Below are 22,108 nucleotides of genomic sequence, written 5' to 3'. Positions count from 1 at the left end.
GACCGCGTCAGGCCTTCTTGCTCGGCTCCTTCACGCGCTTCGGCTTCTCCACCGGGCCCCGCCGCACCGCTCCCGGCGCGTTCCACTCCGAACGCCTGCGGGCCCGCTTCTTCGCGGCCTCCGAGGAGTCCAGCTGGTAGGGGACGGAGGTCACCATGACGCCCGGCGTGAAGAGCAGGCGGCCCTTGAGGCGGAGTGCGCTCTGGTTGTGGAGCAGGTGCTCGTACCAGTGGCCCACCACGTACTCGGGGATGATCACGCTGACCACGTCGCGCGGGCTCTCCCTGCGCAGGTTCTTCACGTACTCGATGATCGGGCGGGTGATCTCGCGGTACGGCGAGTCGAGGACCTTCAGGGGGACCGTGATGCCGCGGCGCTCCCACTCCTCCTTGAGGGCCTTGGTCTCCACCGGGTCGACGTTGATGCTGAGCGCCTCCAGCGTGTTGGAGCGCATCAGCTTCGCGTAGGCCAGCGCGCGCAGCGTCGGGCGGTGGATCTTGGAGACCAGGACGATCGAGTGGACCCGGGAGGGGCGCACGCTGTCGTCGCCCGGCGTCTCCGGGGCCGCGATCTCCTCGGCCACGCGGTCGTAGTGGCGGCGGATCGCCGTCATCGTCGCGTAGAAGATGCACATGCCGAGCAGGGCGACCCAGGCGCCGTGCGTGAACTTGGTGACCAGGACGACGACCAGGACGAGGCCCGTGAAGAACGCGCCGAACGTGTTGATCGCGCGCGAGCGGACCATGCGGCGGCGCTTGTTCTGGTCCTTCTCGGTGGCCAGGTGGCGGTTCCAGTGCCGGACCATGCCGATCTGGCTGAGCGTGAAGGAGACGAAGACGCCGACGATGTAGAGCTGGATCAGGCGGGTCGAGTCCGCGCCGTAGACGACCACGAGGAGCGCGGCCGCGCCGGCGAGCAGCACGATGCCGTTGGAGAACGCGAGGCGGTCGCCGCGGGTGTGCAGCTGGCGCGGCAGGTAGCGGTCCTGCGCCAGGATCGAGCCGAGCAGCGGGAAGCCGTTGTACGCGGTGTTGGCCGCGAGGAAGAGGACCAGCGCGGTGGCCGCGGCGAGGATCATGAACAGCAGGCTGCCGTGGCCGAAGACGGCCTCGGCGACCTGGGAGATCACCGGGTTCTGGACGTAGTCGCTGCCGACCGGCACGCCGTTGTGGATCAGGTCGTGGGCCGGCTTCTCGGCCATGTGGACGTTGGTCGCCATGGCGAGGCCGATGATGCCGCAGAACATCGTGACGGCCAGGCCGCCCATGAGCGCGAGGGTCGTCGCGGCGTTCTTGGACTTCGGCTTGCGGAAGGCCGGGACGCCGTTGCTGATCGCCTCGACGCCGGTCAGCGCCGCACAGCCCGAGGAGAAGGCCCGCAGGAGCAGGAAGACGAGCGCGAAGCCCGCGAGGCCCTGGTGCTCGGGCTTGATCTCGTAGTCGGCGGTCGGCGACTTCATGGTGTCGTCCAGGACGATGCCCCGGAAGGCGCCCCACGCGATCATGAGGAAGACGCCGGCCACGAAGACGTACGTCGGGATCGCGAAGAGCTTTCCGGACTCCTTCACGCCGCGCAGGTTCATCAGGGTGAGGAGGACGATGACGGCCACCGCGCAGAGCACCTTGTGCTCGACCACGAACGGGACCGCCGAGCCGAGGTTCTCGATGCCCGAGGAGATCGACACGGCCACGGTCAGGACGTAGTCGACGAGCAGGGCGCTCGCGACGGTGAGTCCGGCGCGGGGGCCGAGGTTGGTGGTGGCGACCTCGTAGTCGCCACCACCGCTCGGGTACGCGTGCACGTTCTGTCTGTAGGACGCCACCACCGTGAACATCAGCACGACGACCGCGACGGCGATCCACGGGCTGAAGTGGTAGGCCGACACACCCGCGATGGAGAGGACGAGAAGAACCTCTCCCGGCGCGTACGCCACAGACGAGAGCGGGTCGGAGGCGAAGACGGGGAGTGCGATGCGCTTCGGCAGGAGCGTTTCTCCGAGCCGGTCACTGCGCAGTGCGCGCCCGATGAGGATCCGTTTGGGCACGTCGGTCAGTTTGGACACGGAGAGGATCGTAAGCGTTCGAATGGGGGCGCGCCCACCCACCACCCCCAGCTGCTCCGACTATCGGCCTTGTGCGATCCTGCGCCCCTCCGGACGGGCGTGGTCCGCCCCCGTGTGCCGCTCCCCCGCGACCTGCTCCGCCACGGCCCGCTCCCCCTCGACCTGCTCCCCCGCGACCTGCTCTCCCGTCCCCCGGCGCCCCGCGGCCCGCGCCCCCGCGCGGCGGATCGCGCCGGACGGCCACCACGTGGCGCGGCCGAGCAGGAGAAGCGCGGCGGGCAGGATCATGACGCGGATCACAAACGCGTCGAGCAGGACGGCCACCGCGAGGACGAGGCCCATCTGCTTCATCTCCAAGATGTGCAGCATCACGAAGCTCGCGAAGACGGTGACCATGACGATCGCCGCGCTGGTGACGACCTTGGCGGAGGAGGTGATGCCGTCGATGACCGCCTGCCGCGTGGGGACGCCGTTCAGGGCGGCCTCGCGGATGCGGCTGACCACGAAGACCTGGTAGTCCATCGAGAGCCCGAAGAGGATCACGAAGAGGAAGAGCGGCACGCGCGAGGAGATTCCGCCGAGCGAGATGAAGGAGAGCAGCTCCTCGGCCCACTCGCCCTGGAAGACGAGGACGAGGATGCCGAGCGCCGACGCGGCCGAGAGCAGATTGAGGACGACGCCGAGCAGTCCGAGGACGACCGAGCGGAACGCGAAGACCGTCATGACGAAGGTCATCAGGAGCAGGAAGCCGAGGACGAGCGGCAGCTTCTCGTTCTGGTGTCCTACGTAGTCGACGCCGCGCGCGACCTCACCGGTGACGGCCGTCTCGACGCCGGGCAGCCTGCCGACGGTCGCGGGGAGGTGGTCGTGACGGATGCGGTCGAGCGAGTCTTCGGCCTTCTTCGAGTACGTCGGGTGCGGAGCGTTGAGTTCCAGCGTGGTGGTCCGCCGGTCCTCGGAGGTGCGGAGCAGCGGGGTGCGTGCGGGGTGCGAGAAGAGCGGGTCGTCCTGTGCCCTGCGGTCCAGCTCTTCCAGGGCCGCCTTCACGTCGGCGGCCCGCGCGGCCTCGGCCCGCACCACGACCAGGTGGCGGAGGCGCTGTTCGGGGAAGGTTTCGAGCAGCGTGTCGTACCCCCGCATCGCCGGGATCTCGCGGGAGAAGCTGTCCCGCGCGGGGTTCTTGAGGTTCATGTCCAGGGCGGGCACCGCCAGGCCCAGCATGACGAGGACGGAGAGGCAGAGGGTGAGCGCGGGGCGCTTGCGGGCGGGGGCGAGCAGGGCGCTCCAGGCGCGGCCGGGCTTCTTCTCGCCGTACGACACATCCGATCCGTACGACACGTCGGATCCGTCCGAAAAGTCCGATCCCTGCGACCCGTGCGACCCGTGCGACCTGTGCGACCCGGGCGACCGGACCGGCTTCCCCCGCGCCGCGCGCTTGGCCGCGCGGCGCTCGGTCCGTCGGCCGAGCGTGACCAGGAGCGCCGGCAGGACCGTCACGGAGCTGACCACGGCGACGGCGACGACCAGGATGGTGCCGGTGGCGAGTGAGTCGAAGATGACGTCACGGGCGAGGAAGAGCGCGGTGGTGGAGACGATCACCGCGAGCCCGGAGACCACGATCGCCCGGCCCGCCGTCGCGGCGGCGGCCTCGACCAGGGCTTCCGAGGTGAGGCGGCCGCCCGCACGAGCCCGCTCCTCGCGTTCGCGCTTGAGGTAGAAGAGCGTGTAGTCGACGCCGACCGCCATGCCGATGAGCAGGATCATGCTCATCCCGACGCCGGTGTCGGGCAGGAGGTGCGAGGCCACCATCGCGAGGCCCATCGTCGCCATGATCGAGGTGATGGCGAGCAGCAGCGGTACGCCGACCATGACGACCGAGCCGAAGACCACGGCGAGCGTGATCAGCGTGACCGGCAGGGTGATCGCCTCGGAGAACTTCAGGTCCTTGTCACGCTGGCCGTCGACGCCCTTGCTCACGGAGGCGTCGCCGGTCTCCTCGATCCGCAGGTCCGGGTGGGCCTCGGCGGCCTTCTCGGTCTGGGCCTGAAGCGGCGGGACGCGGTCCTGGTCGTCCTGCTCGGAGCCGGTCAGCTCCACCGGGACCCGCAGGACGCGTCCGTCGGCGGAGGGGACCGGGGCCTTGACCGAGGCGACCTCGGGCAGGGCCCGCATGCGGTCGGTGATGTCCTTGACGGCGGCGTCGGCCGCCGCCCTGTCCAGCGGCCCCGGCTTGTCCCAGGAGCCCGCCGCGGCGCGGATCAGTATGTGTTCCGTGGACCGGAGCGGGATGCCGCCCCCGGTCGCCAGGGCCTCGGCCCGGCCCGCCTCGCCGACGCGGAAGTCCTCCGAGGTCGCGCTGTTCGTCCCGGCGGCGATTCCGCCGCCGAGGCAGAGCGCCACGAAGACCAGCCAGCCGACGATCGCCCGCCATGGGTGCAGCGCGCTCCACCGGGCCACGCGCACCGTGACCGATCGCTTTCTCATGTCCGTCCCCCGCCCTTTCGGCATCGTCCTGCCGTGCCATGTACGGATGTACGCATGCTTCACGTGCCTCATGTGCTTCACGTGTAAGAAGACACTGACAGGTGACGGAGCGAGCCGTCAACTGTCATGCGGCTGCCGCCGGGGGCGCGGGAAGGAGCCGGCGGGCCGCGGATTGACAGCGGATCCCGTCATACGTAAGCCTTGACTGACAGGTTTCGGAGCAGCGCGAAGGCGGACCATGGACAGCGAGGAGCTGCTGGCTTTTCTCGCGGCGGTCGGCCATGCACAGCGCATCCGGATCATCACCGAGCTCGCGTCCGGCAGGCTGTACGTCAGCGAGCTGGCCCGGCGGCTCGGGGTGTCCCGCCCCTTGCTCTACATGCACCTCGAACGCATGGAGAAGGCCGGCCTCGTCGTCGGCCACCTGGAGCTCTCCGACGACGGCAAGGCGCTCAAGTACTTCGAACTGGCGCCGTTCGACGTGCAGTTGAACGTGGATACGATCGTCGCGGCCGTCCGCCACGACCAGTCGGGGCAGCCAGGCCGGTCGGGCGATGACGGACAGCACTCAGCAAAGGGGACGCCCTAGTGGACGACGTGATCATTCCCGTCGCTTTCTTCCTGATACTCGCCGGCGCGATCGTCGCCGTCGCGTACTTCCAGACGCAGCGCAACCGCGAGCGCGACCGGCAGTACGCCGAGGCCATGCAGGGGTACCGTGAGGCCGTCGAGCGGGCCAGGTCCGAGCAGGAGTCGACCCGCCTCCAGCTCGTCGAGCTCGGCCACCGGCTGGAGAAGGTCGAGGGGCTGCTGCGCAGCGTCGACTGAGGCTTAAGCTCGTCTCTTGGCAACGCCGCACGCTGTTGCCCCGTGGTTGCCACCAGAGTGAGAGAGAAGAGTGAGCACGATGTTTTCGCAGGTCAGCGGGATGACCAGGAGTGCGGGGTAAAGGACAGGTGCACATCGTCATCATGGGCTGCGGGAGAGTCGGGTCCGCTCTCGCCCAGAACCTGGAACAACAGGGGCACACGGTCGCCGTCGTCGACCAGGACCCCACCGCCTTCCGCCGCCTCGGCTCCGGGTTCGGCGGCCGCCGCGTCACCGGCGTCGGTTTCGACCAGGACACCCTGCGCGAGGCCGGCATCGAGGAGGCGGGCGCCTTCGCCGCCGTCTCCAGCGGCGACAACTCGAACATCATCGCCGCCCGCGTGGCCCGCGAGATGTTCGGCATCGAGAACGTCGCGGCCCGCATCTACGACCCGCGCCGCGCCGAGGTCTACCAGCGCCTCGGCATCCCGACGGTCGCCACGGTCCGGTGGACCGCCGACCAGATGCTGCGCCGGCTGCTGCCCTCCGGTGCCGAGCCGCTCTGGCGCGACCCCACCGGCGGCGTGCAGCTCGCCGAGGTGCACGCCTCGGCGGCGTGGATCGGGCACAAGATCAGCCAGCTGCAGGAGGAGACCGGCGTCCGCGTGGCCTTCCTCACCCGGCTGGGCGAAGCGGTCCTGCCGACCTCGCAGACGGTGTTGCAGGAAGGCGACCTGGTGCACGTCATGATGCGCACCGACCAGGTCGACAAGGTCGAAGCGGCGTTCGCCGAAGGCCCCGAGGAAGGCGGTCACTGATGAGGGTCGCCATTGCCGGAGCAGGCGCGGTGGGCCGTTCCATCGCCGGTGAGCTCCTGGAGAACGGGCACGAGATCCTGCTCATCGACAAGGCGCCGACCGCCATCTCGGTGGAGCGCGTCCCGCAGGCCGAGTGGCTGCTCGCCGACGCCTGTGAGATCACCTCGCTCGACGAGGCGGCGCTCCAGCGCTGCAACGTCGTGATCGCCGCGACCGGCGACGACAAGGTGAACCTCGTCGTCTCGCTGCTCGCCAAGACGGAGTACGGCGTCCCGCGGGTCGTCGCCCGCGTGAACAACCCGAAGAACGAGTGGCTCTTCAACGAGTCCTGGGGCGTCGACGTCGCGGTCTCCACGCCGCGCCTGATGTCCGCGCTCGTCGAGGAGGCGGTGAGCGTCGGCGATCTCGTCCGGCTGCTGCGCTTCAGCCACGGCGACGCGAACCTGGTGGAGCTGACGCTGCCGCCCGAGTCGGCCCTCGCGGGCACGCAGGTCGGCGACGTGCAGTGGCCCGAGGACACCTCGCTGGTCACGATCATCCGCGGTACGCGCGTCCTCGCGCCGACCGCGGACGACTCCCTCGAAGCGGGGGACGAGCTGCTCTTCGTCGCGGCGCAGGCCCGTGAGGAGCAGCTGGAGGATCTGCTGTCGGTGCGGCGGGAGAGCTAGCTTCTGGGCTCTGTACGCAGAGGGGGGCGCCCGGTGATTTCCGGGCGCCCCCCTCTCGTACGTCTGCTGACGGCGCGCTCTCGTACGTCTGCTGCGGGTGCGTTGGGGCTGGGCGCGCAGTTCCTCGCGCTCCTGAAGCGCCCCTGCGGGGCAGCCTCAGGCGCTCCGGCGCTCCCGCTCGCGCTCCTCCTCCGCCTTCTCCGCCGCTTCCATCTCGGCGAACACGTCGATCGGCGGCGGGGCCTTCGCGAGGAACACCCAGGTCAGATAGACGGCGAGCAGGAACGGCGGGATCTTCAGGGCGACCAGGACCCAGCCGAACTGCGTGGTGTCCGCCCACCAGTACAGCGGGAAGAGGATCGCGCACTTGGCGAGCAGGATCAGGCCCCAGGCCCAACTGGCCTTCGCGTACGCCTTCTTGCGGCCGGGGTTGCGGGTGCGCCAGGAGAGGTTCTCCTTGAAGACCGGGCCGAGGATGAGGCCGATCAGCGGAACGCCCGCGAGGGTCGTGATCATGTACGCCAGGGAGAGGCCCAGGGTGTAGAGCATGCCGGGCAGGTAGAAGTCCTTGGCGTTGCCGGTCATCATCGCGAAGACCACACCGAAGGCGACACCGAAGACGCCGCTGAAGGCGTGCTTGACGGTGTCCTTCATGACCAGGCGGACCACGACGAGCACCAGGGACACCGCGAGGGCCGCGATGGCCGACATGTGCAGGTCCTTGTTGATCGTGAAGATGGTCACGAAGAGCAGGCCGGGAACGACCGTCTCCACCATGCCCCGCACGCCGCCGAAGGCTTCGAAGAGCGCTGCCTCGGTCACGGCCCTGGAATCGGCGTCCTGATCGGCGCTCCCTTGGTCCGTCGGCTTGTCGAGGGACGTCACCGGTTACTCCCGTCCGAGGGGTCTGAGTTCGTACTTGGGGTTGAAGAGCACCCGGCGGCCGCGGCTCATCGAGATCCGGCCCGATGCGATCAGCCTGCGCCCCGGTTCTATCCCGACGATGGAGCGCCTGCCGAGCCACACCACGTCCAGCGCCGCCGAGCCGTCGAACAGCTCGGCCTCCAGGGCGGGAACCCCGGCGCGTGGTCGCAGAGTGACCGTGCGCAAGGTACCAGTAACGGTGACTATCTGGCGGTCCTGGCAGTCGCCGATACGGACGCAGCCCGCTGTCTCGGCGTCCTCCCGCAGCTCCTCCGACTCCAGGTCCTCCTGGGAGGAGGAGAGCCGGTCGAGCATGCGCCGGAAACGGCCCGCCGGCTTGTCGGAACCAGAAACAGCACTCATACAAGAAGCGTACCGGTGGGCGCCGACACCAGGGACAGGGGTGCGCTCATCTGTGCTTATGTCCGCTCAGTACCCGCTCCGGGGGCCGCTGAAGCGAGGAATCCGGTCAGTGTCGGGGCCGCCGGTATTCCGGTCACTTCTCGAACCGGTATCCCATTCCCGGTTCCGTGATGAAGTGCCGCGGGTGCGCCGGGTCCGCCTCCAGCTTGCGGCGCAGCTGCGCCATGTAGACGCGGAGGTAGTTCGTCTCCGTGCCGTACGAGGGGCCCCAGACCTCCTGGAGCAGCTGCTTCTGGCTGACCAGGCGGCCGGTGTTGCGCACCAGGACCTCCAGGAGGTGCCACTCCGTGGGGGTGAGGCGTACGTCGCGTCCGCCGCGGTTGACCTTCTTGGCGGCCAGGTCGACGGAGAAGTCGCCGGTGTCGACCAGGACGTCGTCGTCGCCGGGGCCGGTGGGCTCCGCCCTGCGGACGGCGGCGCGCAGCCGGGCGAGGAGTTCGTCCATGCCGAAGGGCTTGGTCACGTAGTCGTCGGCGCCGGCGTCCAGCGCCTCGACCTTCTCGTCCGAGCTGTGCCGCGCGGAGAGGACCAGGATCGGGACGCGCGTCCAGCCGCGCAGGCCCCGGATGACCTCCACGCCGTCCATGTCGGGCAGACCGAGGTCGAGCACGATCACGTCGGGGTGGCGGGCCGCGGCGACCTGCAGCGCCGTGGCGCCGTCGGGGGCCGAGTCCACCTCGTACTTGCGCGCCTTCAGGTTGATCACGAGGGCGCGTACGATCTGCGGCTCGTCGTCGACCACGAGCACCCGGGTCATGCGTACCTGCCTTTCCGGCTTCTGGTTCTGGAGCACGGCTTGTGTTCTGGGTCCGGGTTCCGGTTCCGGGTCACGAGGTGGCCCGGGACGAGAGCTCGGGGCGGACCGGCGGCCGGCCGGCGGCCGCCCGCAGGGTGAGGACCATCGTGAGGCCGCCGCCTGGGGTGTCCTCGGCGGCGAGGGTGCCGCCCATGGCCTCGACGAAGCCGCGGGCGACGGCGAGGCCGAGGCCCACACCGGCACCCCGTGGAGCGTCACCGTAGCGCTGGAAGGGGGCAAAGATGCGGTCCTTGGCGCTGTCGGGGACGCCGGGGCCGCGGTCCACGACCCGGATCTCGACGCGCTCGCCGAGGGCGCTCGCGGAGACCTTCACGGGCGCGCCCTCGGGTGCGTACTTCACGGCGTTCTCGACGATGTTGGCGACCGCCCGCTCCAGGAGGCCCTTGTCGACGGCGACCATGGGCAGCGTCTCGGGGATGTCCAGCTCGGCGCTGCCGTCGGGTACGCCGCCGAGGGCCATGGGGACGACCTCGTCGAGGTCGATCTCACGGATCAGCGGGGTGACCGTGCCGGTCTGCAGCCGGGACATGTCGAGCAGGTTCCCGACGAGGTGTTCGAGCCGGTCTGCGCCCTCCTCGATGCCCGCCAGGAGCTCGGCCTCGTCCTCGTCGGACCACTCGACGTCGTCGGAGCGCAGGGAGGAGACGGCTGCCTTGATGCCCGCGAGCGGCGTGCGGAGGTCGTGGCTGACGGCGGCGAGCAGGGCGGTGCGGATGCGGTTGCCCTCCGCGAGGGTGCGAGCCTGGTGGGCCTCGGACTGCAGGCGCTGGCGATCCAGGACGACCGCGGCCTGCGCGGCGAACGCGGCGAGGACCCGGCGGTCCGCGGCGGGCAGGACCCGGCCCGACAGGGCGAGCGCCATGTGGTCGCCGACGGGCATGTCGACGTCGGCGTCCTCGGGGCGCTCCAGCGGGCGGCCGTCGCCGACGCTGCCCGCGCAGGTCCAGGGGTCGGTGTCGCCCGCGCGTTCGAGGAGGGCCACGGACTCCATGGCGAAGGTCTCGCGGACCCGCTCCAGGAGGGCCTCCAGGCTGGTCTCGCCGCGCAGCACGCTGCCGGCGAGGAAGGACAGTATCTCCGCCTCGGCCCGCAGCCGGGCGGCCTGGTGGGTGCGCCGGGCCGCGAGGTCCACGACGGAGGCCACCGACACCGCGACGCCGACGAACACCGCGATGGCGACGATGTTCTTGTTGTTGGAGACGGTCCAGAGGTGCAGCGGCGGCGTGAAGTAGTAGTTGAGGAGCAGCGAGCCGACGGCCGCCGAGGCGAGCGCCGGGAAGAGCCCGCCGACCAGCGCGGCGGCGACGGTGAGCGTCAGGAACAGCAGCATGTCGTTGGCGAGGCCGAGGTCGGCGTCGACATGGGTGAGCAGCAGCGTGAGCAGCGTGGGGCCCGCGACGCCGACCAGCCAGCCCCAGATGACCCGGGAGCGGCCGAGGCGCGCCCCGCGCGCGACGGGTAGCCCGCGCCCCTTGGCGACCTCGCCGTGCGTGACGATGTGCACGTCCAGGTCGGGGCCCGAGTCGCGGGCGACGGTGGCGCCGACGCCGGGCCCGAAGACGTACTGCCAGGTCTTGCGGCGGGAGGAGCCGAGGACGATCTGGGTGGCGTTGACGCCGCGTGCGAAGTCGAGGAGCGCGGCCGGTATGTCGTCGCCTATGACGTGGTGGAAGGTGCCGCCGAGGTCTTCGACGAGGGTGCGCTGGACGGCGAGTTCCTTGGGGGACGCGCCGGTCAGGCCGTCGCTGCGGGCTATGTAGACGGCGAGGATCTCGCTGCCCGAGCCCTTGGCGGCCATCCGGGACGCGCGTCTGATCAGCGTGCGGCCCTCGGGTCCGCCGGTCAGGCCGACGACGATGCGCTCGCGGGCCTGCCAGGTGGAGCGGATGTTGTGCTCGCCGCGGTACTGCTGGAGGTATTCGTCGACGCGGTCGGCGACCCAGAGCAGCGCGAGCTCGCGCAGCGCCGTGAGGTTGCCGGGCCTGAAGTAGTTGGAGAGGGACGCGTCGATGCGGTCGGGCTTGTAGATGTTGCCGTGCGCCATGCGGCGGCGCAGCGCCTGTGGCGACATGTCGACCAGTTCGATCTGGTCGGCGCGGCGCACCACCTCGTCCGGGACGGTCTCCTTCTGGCGCACTCCGGTGATCGACTCGACGACGTCGCCGAGTGACTCCAGGTGCTGGATGTTGACCGTCGAGACGACGTCGATGCCGGCCGCGAGGAGTTCCTCGACGTCCTGCCAGCGCTTGGCGTTGCGCGAGCCGGGGACGTTCGTGTGGGCGAGTTCGTCGACCAGGGCTACGGCCGGGGCGCGCTCCAGGGTGGCGTCGACGTCCATCTCGGTGAAGGCCGTGCCGCGGTACTCCAGCTCCTTGCGGGGCACCTGTTCGAGGCCGTGCAGCATCACCTCGGTGCGCGGCCGGTCGTGGTGCTCCACGAAGGCGACCACGCAGTCGGTGCCGCGCTCGATGCGGCGGTGGGCCTCGGAGAGCATCGCGTACGTCTTGCCGACGCCCGGTGCCGCACCGAGGTAGATCCGAAGCTTGCCGCGTGCCATGGCCTCATTGTCTTCCCGAAACTGCTGTGTACGCAGCGTCGACCTTACGGCCAACAATTCCGGCATTACGGATGAGGGGGTGCGGGGGTGGGGTCCTTGACACAACCCTGATGCCTTGCCCGCCGGACGGCCTCGCGCCCCGGTCGGTGCGGTCGGTGGGCCGCACGTGTTCAGTTCGCGACGATTTCTCCGTCGCGCAGTTCCAGGACCCGGTCGGCCAGGTCGAGCAGGGCGGCGTCGTGCGTGGCCACCAAGGCGGTGACGCCCTCGCTGCGGACGACCGCGCGCAGCAGTTCCATGACGGCGAGCCCGGTCTCGGCGTCGAGCTGTCCGGTGGGTTCGTCGGCGATCAGCAGGGCGGGCTTGTTGGCGAGGGCGCGGGCGATGGCCACGCGCTGCTGCTGCCCTCCGGAGAGCTCGCCGGGCCGCTGGCCCGCGTGGTCGGCGAGGCCGACGAGAGCGAGGAGGAGGGCGACCCGCTCCTCACGCGCGCGTGGCTCGGCCTTGCGGAGCCGCAGGGGGACGCCGACGTTCTCGGCGGCGGTGAGGATGGGGATGAGTCCGAAGGACTGGAAGACGAACCCCAGACGGTCCCTGCGCAGTTCGAGCAGCCCCTTCTCCCCGAGACCCACGAGCCCCACGCCGTCCACGGTGACCTTGCCCCGGTCCGGGACGTCGAGCCCGCCGACGAGGTTGAGCAGCGTGGTCTTGCCGGACCCCGAGCGGCCCTTGAGAGCGACGAGTTCCCCGCGCGGCACCGCGAAGGAGACGCCGCGCAGGGCGTGCACGGCGGCGGCACCGCTGCCGTAGGTCCGGTGCAGATCCTCTACGACGACCATGGCCTCGGCCACCCTCACCGCACCTCCCCTCGTCCGGTGCCGGGCCCGTCCGGCCACACCCCCACGTGGTCCGGCTCCGCCGTCAGCCGTACCCGCCCCCGCAGGCCGTACCGCTCCACGTACTCCCCCGGCAGCTGCAGCCGCCCCGCCCGGTCCAGAACCGTGAACTCCTCACCCGTGCCGCCGTGTTCGCGAAGCGTCTCCGTAGACGTACGGCCGTCACGGATACGGACCGTGCGACGGACCTGCTCGGAGACGAGCGGGTCATGGGTGACGACCAGGACGGTCGCGCCGAGCTCCTCGTTGGCGCGGCGCAGGGCGGCGAAGACGTCCTCTCCGGAGGCGGTGTCCAGTTCGCCGGTCGGCTCGTCGGCGAGCAGGACGCGCGGGGAGTTGGCCGTGGCGACGGCGACGGCCACGCGCTGCTGTTCGCCGCCGGAGAGTTCGGTCGGCCGCCGGTCGCGGCAGTGCGCGACGCCGAGCACGCCGAGCAGTTCGGCGGCCCTCTCCCGACGCGTACGGCGCGGCACGCGCGTGTACTTCATCGGCAGCGCCACGTTCTCCAGCGCGGTCAGATAGGGCAGCAGATTGCGCCCGGTCTGCTGCCAGACGAAGCCCACGGTGCTCCTGCGGTAGCCGAGGCGCTCGCGGCGCCCCATCGCGAGCAGATCGTGGCCCGCGACCTTCGCGCGCCCCGCGGTGGGCAGGTCGAGGCCGGAGAGGATCGCCAGGAGCGTGGACTTGCCCGACCCCGACGCGCCGACCAGCGCCACGCACTCACCGGCGGCGACGACCAGGTCCAGGCCCTGGAGCGCCTGCACCTCGACCTCCTCGGTGCGGTAGACGCGGACGAGGTTGTCGCAGACGACAAGACCCTCGTCAGCGGCGGTACGCCCGGCGGCGCGCGCCCGCGCCTCCAGCTCGGCCAGTTCAGTCATCCGCTCTCCCGAGTCGTAGGACGGCGCCGAGCCCCCGGCGCCGGCCGAGCCAGGTCTCCACGCCCACCGCCGCGGCCACCAGGACACAGAGTCCCGCGCTCAGGGCCGCGGTGAACAGCGCGTCGACGTGCAGGGCGGGCGCGGTGGGCCCGCCGGTGAACTCCCGCAGGTCGAGGGCGGGACCGAGCAGCGCGGGCAGCACGAGGCCGAGCGCGACGCCGCCCACGACGGCCGCGAGCACCAGGGGCAGGAGCTGCAGCAGTTGCAGCGCGGCCGCGGCACGCCCACCGAGGCCGAGAGTGCGCAGGTAGGCGGTGGTGCGTCCGCGCGCGGGAGCGGACAGGAGCAGTTCGAGCACGAGGGCGAGGAGGGCGAGGAGCACGGCGAGCGCGGTGCAGGCGGTGTGCGCCAGGGTCACGGCGGCGGTCAGCCGGTCGTCGGCGGCCTCGGCCTGTTCCTCGGCGCGGATGCGGAGCTCTCCGCCGGTCGCTCCGGGGGCGGCACGCGGTACGAGGGAACGCAGTGCCTCCGTGTCCATGCGCGCGCCGTACAGCAGGAGCGCGGACTCCTCGAAGTCCGAGGCGGCCAAGGCGCGCAGGTCACGGTTGTCGGCGAGGAGCAGGTGCTGCCGGGACTCGGTGGCGCCGCGCACGGGTCCGAGGGCGGCGTCGCGCGCCGCATCCTCCGGCAGCGGCCCGACGACCCGCAGCCGCGCCTCCTTGCCGTGCAGGGTGAAGGTGAGCAGGTCACCGGCGTGCCCCTCGGAGGCGAGCACCCGGATGTCCCGGCCGCCCCTGCCCCGGGTGAGGCCCGCGTCGTCCAGCGCGCGGGCGGCGGCCGAACCCCGCGCCGCCTCGCGCAGCCTCGCCCCGTCCACCCCGACCAGGCTGGAGATCCCGAACCGCCCGCCGTCCTTCCCGCTCACCGGATCGACCCTCAGCTGCCGCACCGTCACCGTTTTCCGCACTCCACGCGCGCGTGCCAGCCGTTCCGCCGTGCCGGGGTCGCGGTCCGCGCCCAGGAAGGAGGCGTCGGCGCCCACCTGCCAGGCCGCCGCGGCGCGCCGCCCCTCCACCAGCGTCCCCGAGACGAGCCCTCCGAAGACGGCACCGGCGAGCGTCACCACCAGGACGAGCAGCGCGAGGCCGCGCGCCGGAGCCTCCTTGGCGGCGCGGGACAGCGCGACGAGGACGACGGTGCCCCGCCCCCGTGCCGACCACCGCGCCACCGCGCGCACCGGCCAGGGGTAGCACCGCACCAGGACGGCGACCGTCGCGAGCCCCAGCAGCACGGGCACCGCGGCGAGCAGCGGATCCGGCCCGGCCGCCCCCTCCGTGCCCCGTGCCCGCAGCGCGAGGACCCCGCCCGCGGCGAGCAGCAGCACCAGCGCCTCCACCACGATCCGGCGCCCGGCGCCCTGCGGCGCGCGCTCCCCCAGCACGGCCCGGTCCCGCACCGCGAACCACGTGAGGGCGGGCAGCAGCAGCCAGCAGAGGAGGGCGACGGCCAGCCCCTCGGCGTACGAGGGTGAACTCCCCGGCGCCCGTGTCAGCGCCGCGACCGCGCAGCCGACGCCGAAGCCGAGCAGCGCAGCCGGTGCGCTCTCCACAGCACGCCCCAGGGCGAGCCCGCCGGCCGACGCCCCGCGCGCCCGCAGCAGCCGGGCCCCGTCGAGCCGCCGCCGCACCACAAGGAGCGAGGTCACGACGGCGGCGGCGAACCCCACGCCGAGCAGCGAGGCCAGGGCGAATGACATCACGACGCCCGCCTGCCGCCACTGGCGCCGGAACTCCTCGAAGACGTCGACCAGTTCGGTGTCGCTCTCCAGCTCCGTCGCGGGGTGGGACCCGAGGACGCACCACTTCCCGCCGTACGACTCCATGTCGCAGAAGGCTTCCTTGGCCGCGGGCGGGTAGCGGGCCATGAGCCGCTGGAAGTCCCGCGCGCCGCGCTCCCCCACGAACCGGCCCGCGACCTCCTCCGTCAGGTCGAGCCGCATGTTCCACTCGACGGTGAGTTCGGCGTTCGCCTGGTTCTGGAGGATCTCGGCGCCGCGAGGCGCGATGAGCGCACCGACGTCCGGGGCGGCCCCTGCCACGCCGGGCACCGGCCGTGCGAGCAGCGGCTGCTCGACCCAGAGCCGCGTGCCCTTCGCGGAGCCGGAGCGGGAGTCGGACCCGGATCCCGAGCCGGAGCCGGAGTCGGAGTCGGAGCCGGAGTCGGCCCCGGAGCGGGGGTCAGCCCCGGAACCGGAGCCGGCGTCAGAACCCGCGGCAGAACCGGAGCCGGAGCCCTGACCCGCCGCCCGGAACACCCCGACGAGCCGCCCGACCGCACGGACGTTCGCCATGGCGCCGCCCTCCAGCCCGATCCGCTGCCCGACACGCAGCCGGAGCGCGTCACGCGTCCGCTCGGACACGGCGAGCTCCACCACCTGCCCGTGCGCGCGGGGCGCCCGTCCTGCGACGTACGCGCTCCGCCCCGGGGCGTCGGACGCGTACACCAGCGACAGCGAGACGCCACCCGCCACGTCCCCGTCCACCGTGGGCAGTTCGATCCGGGTCGAGTCGTGGACGAGTCCGCCGCGCAGCCGGCCCGGCGAGGCGTTCTCGATGACGGTCGCGTACCGCGCGAGATCGGCCCCCAGCTCGCCCTTCTCACCCGGACGGGGCTGCTCCGGGTCGATCCGCGCGCTGTGCACCACCCCGGGCGCCGCGCGCTGGACCTGCTCGAACCGGCCCGCCAGCGCGTCCCCGCCCAGCCGTTCGAACAGCCCGGGACCGGCAGCGGCGACGGCCACGAGCACTCCGATCACCATCCCGAGACCCACCACCAGCGGCACTCGCCGCCACCACTCACGCCGCACAGCGCCCCCCGGACCCCCCGAACCCCACGGGCCACCACCCCGCCACACCCCACCGGCGCTCCTTCACACGTCCTCCCCCGCCCGGAGCACCCGCGCCAGATCCACCCGTCCAAGGAGTCGCGCCGCCACCGTCACGACCGCGCAGATCACCGCCGCGGTCGCCCCGGCCGTCACCGCCACCCGCACCCACGGCACGGAGGCGGTCAGTTCGGGGAAGACCGGCTCCCCCTCCGCGTCGACCGTCACCACCGGCATGATCAGCGAAGCGAGGGCGGCCCCGAGCACCGTGCCGAGCGCCGCCGCGACGCCGGCCAGCGCCAGCTGCTCCGTCCACAGGTAGGCCGCCAGCTGCCCCCGCCGCATCCCGAGCGCCCGCAGCAACCCGAACTCCCGCTCCCTGGCCCGTGCGGAGACCACGGTGTGCAGGGCGAACGCGATGACCGCGAAGGCGGGGGCGAGCGCCAGGCACAGCACGAGCGCCCCGCGCGCCCCGCGCCGCAGCGGGTCGGCCGCCAGCTCCTTCCTGACCTGCGGGACGTCCACCGCGTGCCCCAGCCGCGGGTCCGCCCGCACCGCCGCCGCGGCCGCCGCCGCGTCCGTGCCACGGACCCCCACCCACCAGGCGCTCTCCGCCCCCGGCAACGCCCCGCTCAGGGCCCATTGGGCGGCCATCGCACGGGAGTCGGCGAGCAGCCGCGGCCGGTCGCGCGGCATCCCCGGCACCGCCGCGAGCCGCCCGACGATCTCGACCCGCGCGCTCCCGCCCGTGCTCCCGCGGACCGTCACGGTGTCCCCGACCCGGACCGCCCCGGAGGCCAGCAGCGCGTCGTCGGCGAGCGCGGGCGCGGCCGGGCGCCCCGTGGCGCGATCCGTGCCGAGCCGCACGCTCCACGTGGGGTACTTCAGCCGCCCGTCGGGGCCGCGCAGCACCGCGTCGACGAGCTTTCCGCAGCCGGGCCGGTCGGCGCACAGGACGGGCCCGGGCGCCTGCCCGGACGGCGGCCGCCCCTGCTCCCGCGCACGCTCCCGCGCGGCCCCCGGGCACCCCGCCGCACGCCGGTCGGGCCGGTCGGCCCGCAGGTCGCGCCAGCGCGCCTCCCGCGAGAGCCCCGGCACCTGGTCGACGGTCAGGCGGTACGTCCGCCGGACCCGCTCGCCGACCATGCTCAGGTCGATCTGCAGGATGCGGACAGCGTCGCCGCGTGCCCCCACCTTCAGCGGCACGGTCCTGGCGCCACCCTCTTCGATCATCACGGAACTCTCGTGGACAAGCCCGTCGCCGTCTTCGAAGAAGACGGTGAGCCGGACGGGTACGACGGTGCCGCCGCCGTCGGCCGACATCCGTACGCGGAGTGGCAGTTCCCCCTCGGGCTGCCGCCCCGCCCCCTCCACCGGCAGACCGTGCACGGGGATCCCCTTGCCGAGCGGCGCCACCAGCTCCCGTACGGGCCGGTCCGCGAGGTCGCCGCGCAGCGAAGGCACCGGCCCCCGCTCCGTGTTGATGCCGGTGACGGCCACCGCGTCCTGTCCGACGTACCCCTCCGAAGTGATCACGGGCGTCACGGACTCGGCGCCCGGCAGCGCCTCGTACGCGGCGCGCCGCTCGCCCGGCGGCACCCCGTCGCCCGGCTCGACGCGCAGGTCGGCACCCACCTGGAAGGCGGCCTGGTCCCGGTCGCCACGGTCCAGCACGGCCAGGGCGGTACTGCTGAGCGCGGCGACCGCGAGGGCGAGCGTCACGACCAGGGCGGGTCCGGCGTGCCGGGCCGCGCGCCGGCCGATCTGCCAGCCGCCGAGCGGCAGGACGAGACCGCGGCCACGCCGCGCGAGCGGATCGACGAAGCGGGCGAGCAGCGGCAGGAACCGCAGGACGAGCAGTGCGGCCGCCACGGTCATCGCGACGGGCGCGAACACGAGGACTGGATCGACACCGCCCATGCCCCCGACGCCACCGCCGGTCACCGGCGAGCGGTACTGCCGCAGCTGCAGCCAGCCGAGCACGGCGACCGCGGCGAGCGCCAGGTCGGCCCCGAACCGCTGGACCCCGGCGAACCTCGCGATCCGCCACCGGAGCCGGGCCCCCGCCCGCCGGTCCCGCACGATCCGCACGGTCGGGACGAGCACCGCGAGGCCGTGCACGGCCAGCGCGCCCCCGACGGCCGCCCACCCCGCGCCGGTCACCGCCGACGCGGGCACCTCGCCCTCGACGAGCCCGGCGCCTTCGAGCGCGTGGAGCAGCGGGCCCGCGAGGAACGGCGCGGCCAGCCCGGCGGGCACGGCGGCGCAGGCCCACTGTGCGGCCGTCGACAGGGCGATCCGGCGCGGGCCCGCCCCTCGCGCGGCCAGCAACGCCAGCTCGGGGCGGCGGTGTTCGACGAGCCGGCGCGCGGTGAGCACGAGGGCGGCGACGGCGAGCGCGGCGAGGAGCGTCGCGGGGACGTAGAGCCCGGCGCGGGCCACGGCGATCGGTGTGGTGAGCCGGTCGAGCGCCCTGCGCAGCCCGGCCGACAGCGTCAGATCGTCCCCGGCCGCCCCGCGTGACACGGAGCGTGAGGCGTCGCTGCCCGCGAACCGGTCGGCCCGCTCCTGGAGCGCCCCGATGTCCCCGAGCCGCAGCCCGCCCGTCTCGGGCACCCCGAGCCACAGCGCCGTGGCGTCCCCGGCGAGCCCGCCGCTCCCGGCGAAGGCCCGGCGCGGCACGACCGCGATCGAGTCGGGCGTCCCGAACGTACTGCTCAGTGAGGCCCACAGAGCGGGCGAGCGCTCTTCGGCGGCGTACAGCCCGACGACCCGCAGCGTCACCGGCCGTTCGTCCGCGCCCCGCACCGTGATCCGGTCGCCGGGGCGCACGGCGAGCTCCGCGGCGGCGACCTCGGTCAGCGCGACCTCGACCGGCCCGTTTCCGGGGCGCGGCCACCGCCCGGCCACCGGTGAGGCGTGCCGTCCCAGGCCCTGCAGGGCGACGACGGAGAGGGTGGCGTCCTCGCGCGGGCGGCCCGCGGCCTCGGTGACGGCGAGTTCGTCGTTGCGGGCGGCGGGTGCCCGCAGCGCGGACCAGGTGCGGTGGGGCACGTCGCCGTACGTGCGGTCGAGCGCGGTGCGTACGTCCCGGTCCACCTGCCCCGCGCCGTCGGCCCTGTGGGGTCCCGCGACCTCGACGACGGCCTCGCGGTCGGCGGCGAGCCTGCGCTGCACCCCGCCCTCGACAGCCTTCTCGGACAGCGCCGCCAGCGCGGCGAGCACGGTGGCGGCGAGCAGCACGGCGAGCCCGGCCGCGCCCAGCACAAGTCCGTGGTGCCGGCTCCCCCGCACTGCCGCGGGCAGGCGTCGTCCCCTCACCGCACCGGTCTCCCCCCGAGTGACCGGCACAGTATGGGCGTACGCGAAAGTGGCCCGCAATGGTCCGGACGAACCGGAACCACTGCGGGCCACCAGGCAGTTGAGTACCTGTCAGCGGACCTCGACGGGTCAGCGCACCTCGGTGATCTCGGGGCCGCGCTGCAGCTGGCCCATGCCACCGGAGAAGCGCGAGCCCTCCTGCTGCTCCTGCTGGACGCTGCCCTCGGCGACCATCTGCGCGTCGTCCGGCAGCTTCAGGACGATCGGGTCGCGCGGCGCCATCGGGCCGTCGCCGCGCACGACGACGGTGTCCCGGAAGATCTGCTCCAGGAGGCCGGCGGTCTGCGGCTGCACCGCGCCCTGCCCGGAGATCACTCCGCGCAGGAACCAGCGCGGGCCGTCGACGCCGATGAAGCGCACGACCTGCACGCCGCCCGTGCCGTCCGGCAGCTGCACCGGCACCTGGGCACGCAGCTCCCAGCCGAGGGGGCCCTCGACCTCGTCGATGACACCGCCCTGCTGGGTGATGCCGGAGGCGATCTCCTCGCGGACCTCGCCCCAGATGCCCTCCCTCTTGGGGGCGGCGAAGCCCTGCAGCTGGATGGCGCTGTCCTGGAGCACCACGGTGGCCGCGACGATCGCGTCGCCCGCGACCTCCACCCGCAGCTCCATGCCCTCGACACCGGGCACGAAGAGCCCACCGAGGTCCACCCGGCCCTCGCCGGGCTCGCGGACCTCGGAGAGGTCCCAGGGACCGTCGGGGCGGGGCTCGGGCTCGAGCCTCACGCGCGACCGCGCCACGCCGGAGTCAGCGGCGTCGGCGGACTCGTCGCCGTGCACGCCGTCGACGACCTGCTCGTCCGCGCCCGCCGCGTCCTCGGCGGCACTGTCCTTCTTGCGACGTCCGAACACGTCACTGTCCTTCCCGGTCGGATACGACCGATGCGTATCGATTCCCACCCGTTTGTTCGCCCGGGCTCACGCCCGGACCGCCGCCCACGGCGGCATGGCCACCGGTGGACCCGAAGCCCCCCTCGGCCCGCGCCGATACGGGAAGCTCCGCCACCTCCTGGAAGCGAACCTTCTCGACCTGCTGGACGACCAGTTGGGCAATCCGGTCGAAGCGCTCGAACCGCACGGTCTCGCGCGGGTCGAGATTCACCACGATCACCTTGATCTCTCCACGGTACCCGGCATCCACCGTCCCCGGGGCATTCACCAGAGCGACACCGCAGCGGGCGGCGAGCCCGGAACGGGGGTGCACGAAGGCCGCGTACCCCTCCGGGAGCGCGATCGACACTCCGGTCGGCAGCACCACCCGCTCACCGGGCGCGAGTTCGTGGGCCTCCGTCGTCCGCAGATCGGCGCCCGCGTCACCGGGCTGCGCGTACGCGGGCAGCGGTACATCGGGGTCGACACGCCTGATCAGTACGTTCAGCTCGGTGGAGGGCGTCTCGTCGGAGGGCGGCATCACGGGTTCACCTCGAAAGCGCGGGCACGCCGGATCTGGTCCGGGTTGTTCATGGCGGCCTGGATCTCCTCCGGGCGGCCGTTGTCGATGAAGTGCTCGACCTTCACCTCGATGAAGAGGGCGTCGGCGCGGACCGCGACGGGCCCGTCGGGGCCGCCGATCCGCCCGGTGGCGGTCGAGTAGATCTTCCGTCCGGCGACGGCGGTGACCTCGGCTTCCAGGAACAGCACGGTCCCCAGCGGCACGGGCCGCACGAAGTCGGTCTCGAGACGGCCGGTCACGGCGATCACGCGCAGCAGCCAGTTCAGCGAGCCCAGCGTCTCGTCGAGCGCGGTGGCGAGGATGCCGCCGTGCGCGAGGCCCGGGGCGCCCTGGTGCGCCTCGCGCACGGTGAACTCGGCGGTGACGGTGACACCCTCGCCGGCCCGCGCCGCGAGGTGCAGTCCGTGCGCCTGTCCTTCACCACAGCCGAAACAGTGCTCGTAGTGGGCGCCGATGAGCTCGCCGGGGGCGGGTGCGTCGGGGTGGCGGACGGGCGCTATCGCGTCGGCCGGGGGCGTCAGAGCTGCAGATGTACCACTCACAGGCGCAGACCTTACCTCCGCGTCAGCGCGGCAACCGCACCGTGCCAAGCTTGGTTCCATGCAGCCTTACGAAGAACGCCTGACCGCGCCCCGTTCGTGGTGGTTCGCCTCGGTCCTGGTGGGTGTCGCGATGGCCCTGATCCTGCTGCCGTTCGGCACGCTGCCGCTCCTCGGCGGCCTGGTCGGCGGCACCGCCGTGGCGGCCGTCGTCACCAGCGCGTACGGCGCCGTGCGGATCCGGGTGGTGGCGGAGTCGCTGGTCGCGGGCGACGCGAAGATCCCGGTGTCCGCGCTGGGTGACGCGGAGGTCCTGACCGGCGAGGAGACCCGCGCCTGGCGGAGCTACAAGGCCGACCCCCGCGCGTACATGCTGCTGCGTGCCTACATCCCCACGGCACTGCGCATCCCGATCACGGACCCGGACGACCCGACTCCGTACGCGTACGTCTCGACGAGGCACCCGGAGGAGCTGTCGAAGGCACTGGACGCGGTACGCCAGAGCGCCGCATAA

General features: G+C 72.7%; 18 protein-coding genes. 5 read left to right on the top strand and 13 right to left on the bottom strand.

What is annotated here, in order from left to right:
- Nucleotides 1-7: 7 nt before the first annotated feature.
- Together ACH4D5_RS22435 and ACH4D5_RS22430 are read right to left on the bottom strand one after the other, a co-directional pair.
- Nucleotides 8-2,062 (bottom strand): APC family permease, encoded by a 2,055-nt coding sequence (locus ACH4D5_RS22435; protein WP_398305252.1) that lies wholly within the window; start codon nt 2,060-2,062, stop codon nt 8-10.
- 60 nt (nt 2,063-2,122) lie between these two features.
- Complete coding sequence (locus ACH4D5_RS22430; RefSeq protein ID WP_398305249.1) at nt 2,123-4,546, bottom strand: MMPL family transporter; 2,424 nt, start codon at nt 4,544-4,546, stop codon at nt 2,123-2,125.
- Between the two features lie 238 nt (nt 4,547-4,784).
- Between ACH4D5_RS22430 and ACH4D5_RS22425 the strand changes: the two genes are divergently transcribed.
- The 4 genes from ACH4D5_RS22425 to ACH4D5_RS22410 all read left to right on the top strand — a co-directional run bounded on the left by ACH4D5_RS22425 (nt 4,785) and on the right by ACH4D5_RS22410 (nt 6,839).
- The gene (locus ACH4D5_RS22425) at nt 4,785-5,135 is read left to right on the top strand and encodes an ArsR/SmtB family transcription factor (RefSeq protein ID WP_398305246.1); all 351 of its coding nucleotides are present in this window, start codon (nt 4,785-4,787) and stop codon (nt 5,133-5,135) included.
- Nucleotides 5,135-5,374 (top strand): hypothetical protein, encoded by a 240-nt coding sequence (locus tag ACH4D5_RS22420; protein ID WP_398305244.1) that lies wholly within the window; start codon nt 5,135-5,137, stop codon nt 5,372-5,374. The genes ACH4D5_RS22425 and ACH4D5_RS22420 overlap by 1 nt, the downstream gene beginning before the upstream one ends.
- Nucleotides 5,375-5,502: 128 nt before the next feature.
- Nucleotides 5,503-6,171, top strand: coding sequence for a TrkA family potassium uptake protein (locus ACH4D5_RS22415; protein WP_356249822.1), 669 nt, complete (start codon nt 5,503-5,505; stop codon nt 6,169-6,171).
- Nucleotides 6,171-6,839, top strand: a complete 669-nt coding sequence (locus tag ACH4D5_RS22410) for a TrkA family potassium uptake protein (RefSeq protein ID WP_362992296.1) — start codon at nt 6,171-6,173, stop codon at nt 6,837-6,839. The genes ACH4D5_RS22415 and ACH4D5_RS22410 overlap by 1 nt, the downstream gene beginning before the upstream one ends.
- Before the next feature lie 156 nt (nt 6,840-6,995).
- Here the strand turns inward: ACH4D5_RS22410 and ACH4D5_RS22405 are convergent, their stop codons facing one another.
- From ACH4D5_RS22405 to ACH4D5_RS22355, 11 genes are all read right to left on the bottom strand, one after another.
- Nucleotides 6,996-7,724, bottom strand: a complete 729-nt coding sequence (locus tag ACH4D5_RS22405) for a DUF3159 domain-containing protein (protein ID WP_398305242.1) — start codon at nt 7,722-7,724, stop codon at nt 6,996-6,998.
- A 3-nt stretch (nt 7,725-7,727) separates the two neighbouring features.
- The gene (locus tag ACH4D5_RS22400; RefSeq protein WP_362992781.1) at nt 7,728-8,126 is read right to left on the bottom strand and encodes an OB-fold nucleic acid binding domain-containing protein; all 399 of its coding nucleotides are present in this window, start codon (nt 8,124-8,126) and stop codon (nt 7,728-7,730) included.
- A 133-nt stretch (nt 8,127-8,259) separates the two neighbouring features.
- Nucleotides 8,260-8,943, bottom strand: a complete 684-nt coding sequence (locus tag ACH4D5_RS22395; protein ID WP_362992807.1) for a response regulator — start codon at nt 8,941-8,943, stop codon at nt 8,260-8,262.
- A 70-nt stretch (nt 8,944-9,013) separates the two neighbouring features.
- On the bottom strand, nt 9,014-11,560 hold the full coding sequence (locus ACH4D5_RS22390) for an ATP-binding protein (RefSeq protein WP_398305239.1): 2,547 nt from the start codon (nt 11,558-11,560) through the stop codon (nt 9,014-9,016).
- 170 nt (nt 11,561-11,730) lie between these two features.
- Complete coding sequence (locus tag ACH4D5_RS22385; RefSeq protein WP_398306030.1) at nt 11,731-12,399, bottom strand: ABC transporter ATP-binding protein; 669 nt, start codon at nt 12,397-12,399, stop codon at nt 11,731-11,733.
- 14 nt (nt 12,400-12,413) lie between these two features.
- Nucleotides 12,414-13,337, bottom strand: a complete 924-nt coding sequence (locus ACH4D5_RS22380; RefSeq protein ID WP_398305236.1) for an ABC transporter ATP-binding protein — start codon at nt 13,335-13,337, stop codon at nt 12,414-12,416.
- Complete coding sequence (locus ACH4D5_RS22375; RefSeq protein ID WP_398305233.1) at nt 13,330-16,155, bottom strand: hypothetical protein; 2,826 nt, start codon at nt 16,153-16,155, stop codon at nt 13,330-13,332. The genes ACH4D5_RS22380 and ACH4D5_RS22375 overlap by 8 nt, the downstream gene beginning before the upstream one ends.
- Before the next feature lie 111 nt (nt 16,156-16,266).
- Nucleotides 16,267-19,542: an FtsX-like permease family protein gene (locus ACH4D5_RS22370; RefSeq protein ID WP_398305230.1), complete on the bottom strand. Its 3,276-nt coding sequence runs from the start codon at nt 19,540-19,542 to the stop codon at nt 16,267-16,269.
- 129 nt (nt 19,543-19,671) lie between these two features.
- On the bottom strand, nt 19,672-20,454 hold the full coding sequence (locus ACH4D5_RS22365; protein WP_398305227.1) for a DUF3710 domain-containing protein: 783 nt from the start codon (nt 20,452-20,454) through the stop codon (nt 19,672-19,674).
- A gap of 1 nt (nt 20,455) precedes the next feature.
- Nucleotides 20,456-21,013: a dUTP diphosphatase gene (dut, locus tag ACH4D5_RS22360; RefSeq protein WP_398306027.1), complete on the bottom strand. Its 558-nt coding sequence runs from the start codon at nt 21,011-21,013 to the stop codon at nt 20,456-20,458.
- A complete protein-coding gene (locus ACH4D5_RS22355) occupies nt 21,013-21,597 on the bottom strand; it encodes a PaaI family thioesterase (protein WP_398305224.1) in 585 nt (194 codons plus the stop codon). The genes dut and ACH4D5_RS22355 overlap by 1 nt, the downstream gene beginning before the upstream one ends.
- Before the next feature lie 58 nt (nt 21,598-21,655).
- Between ACH4D5_RS22355 and ACH4D5_RS22350 the strand changes: the two genes are divergently transcribed.
- Nucleotides 21,656-22,108 (top strand): DUF3093 domain-containing protein, encoded by a 453-nt coding sequence (locus tag ACH4D5_RS22350; protein WP_398305221.1) that lies wholly within the window; start codon nt 21,656-21,658, stop codon nt 22,106-22,108.

It is taken from the genome of Streptomyces sp. NPDC018029, from assembly GCF_044327655.1.
Lineage (GTDB): Bacteria > Actinomycetota > Actinomycetes > Streptomycetales > Streptomycetaceae > Streptomyces.
The sequence above is the reverse complement of the archived record's forward strand: the minus strand, read 5'-3'. Positions and strand labels throughout refer to the sequence as shown.

Coding starts and splice junctions, on each gene's coding strand:
- ACH4D5_RS22430 (WP_398305249.1), bottom strand. CDS start 4,546: ATGAGAAAGCGATCGGTCACGGTGCGCGTGGCCCGGTGGAGCGCGCTG.
- ACH4D5_RS22425 (WP_398305246.1), top strand. CDS start 4,785: ATGGACAGCGAGGAGCTGCTGGCTTTTCTCGCGGCGGTCGGCCATGCA.
- ACH4D5_RS22410 (WP_362992296.1), top strand. CDS start 6,171: ATGAGGGTCGCCATTGCCGGAGCAGGCGCGGTGGGCCGTTCCATCGCC.
- ACH4D5_RS22400 (WP_362992781.1), bottom strand. CDS start 8,126: ATGAGTGCTGTTTCTGGTTCCGACAAGCCGGCGGGCCGTTTCCGGCGC.
- ACH4D5_RS22395 (WP_362992807.1), bottom strand. CDS start 8,943: ATGACCCGGGTGCTCGTGGTCGACGACGAGCCGCAGATCGTACGCGCC.
- ACH4D5_RS22390 (WP_398305239.1), bottom strand. CDS start 11,560: ATGGCACGCGGCAAGCTTCGGATCTACCTCGGTGCGGCACCGGGCGTC.
- ACH4D5_RS22385 (WP_398306030.1), bottom strand. CDS start 12,399: ATGGTCGTCGTAGAGGATCTGCACCGGACCTACGGCAGCGGTGCCGCC.
- ACH4D5_RS22380 (WP_398305236.1), bottom strand. CDS start 13,337: ATGACTGAACTGGCCGAGCTGGAGGCGCGGGCGCGCGCCGCCGGGCGT.
- ACH4D5_RS22375 (WP_398305233.1), bottom strand. CDS start 16,155: ATGGTGATCGGAGTGCTCGTGGCCGTCGCCGCTGCCGGTCCCGGGCTG.
- dut (WP_398306027.1), bottom strand. CDS start 21,013: ATGCCGCCCTCCGACGAGACGCCCTCCACCGAGCTGAACGTACTGATC.
- ACH4D5_RS22350 (WP_398305221.1), top strand. CDS start 21,656: ATGCAGCCTTACGAAGAACGCCTGACCGCGCCCCGTTCGTGGTGGTTC.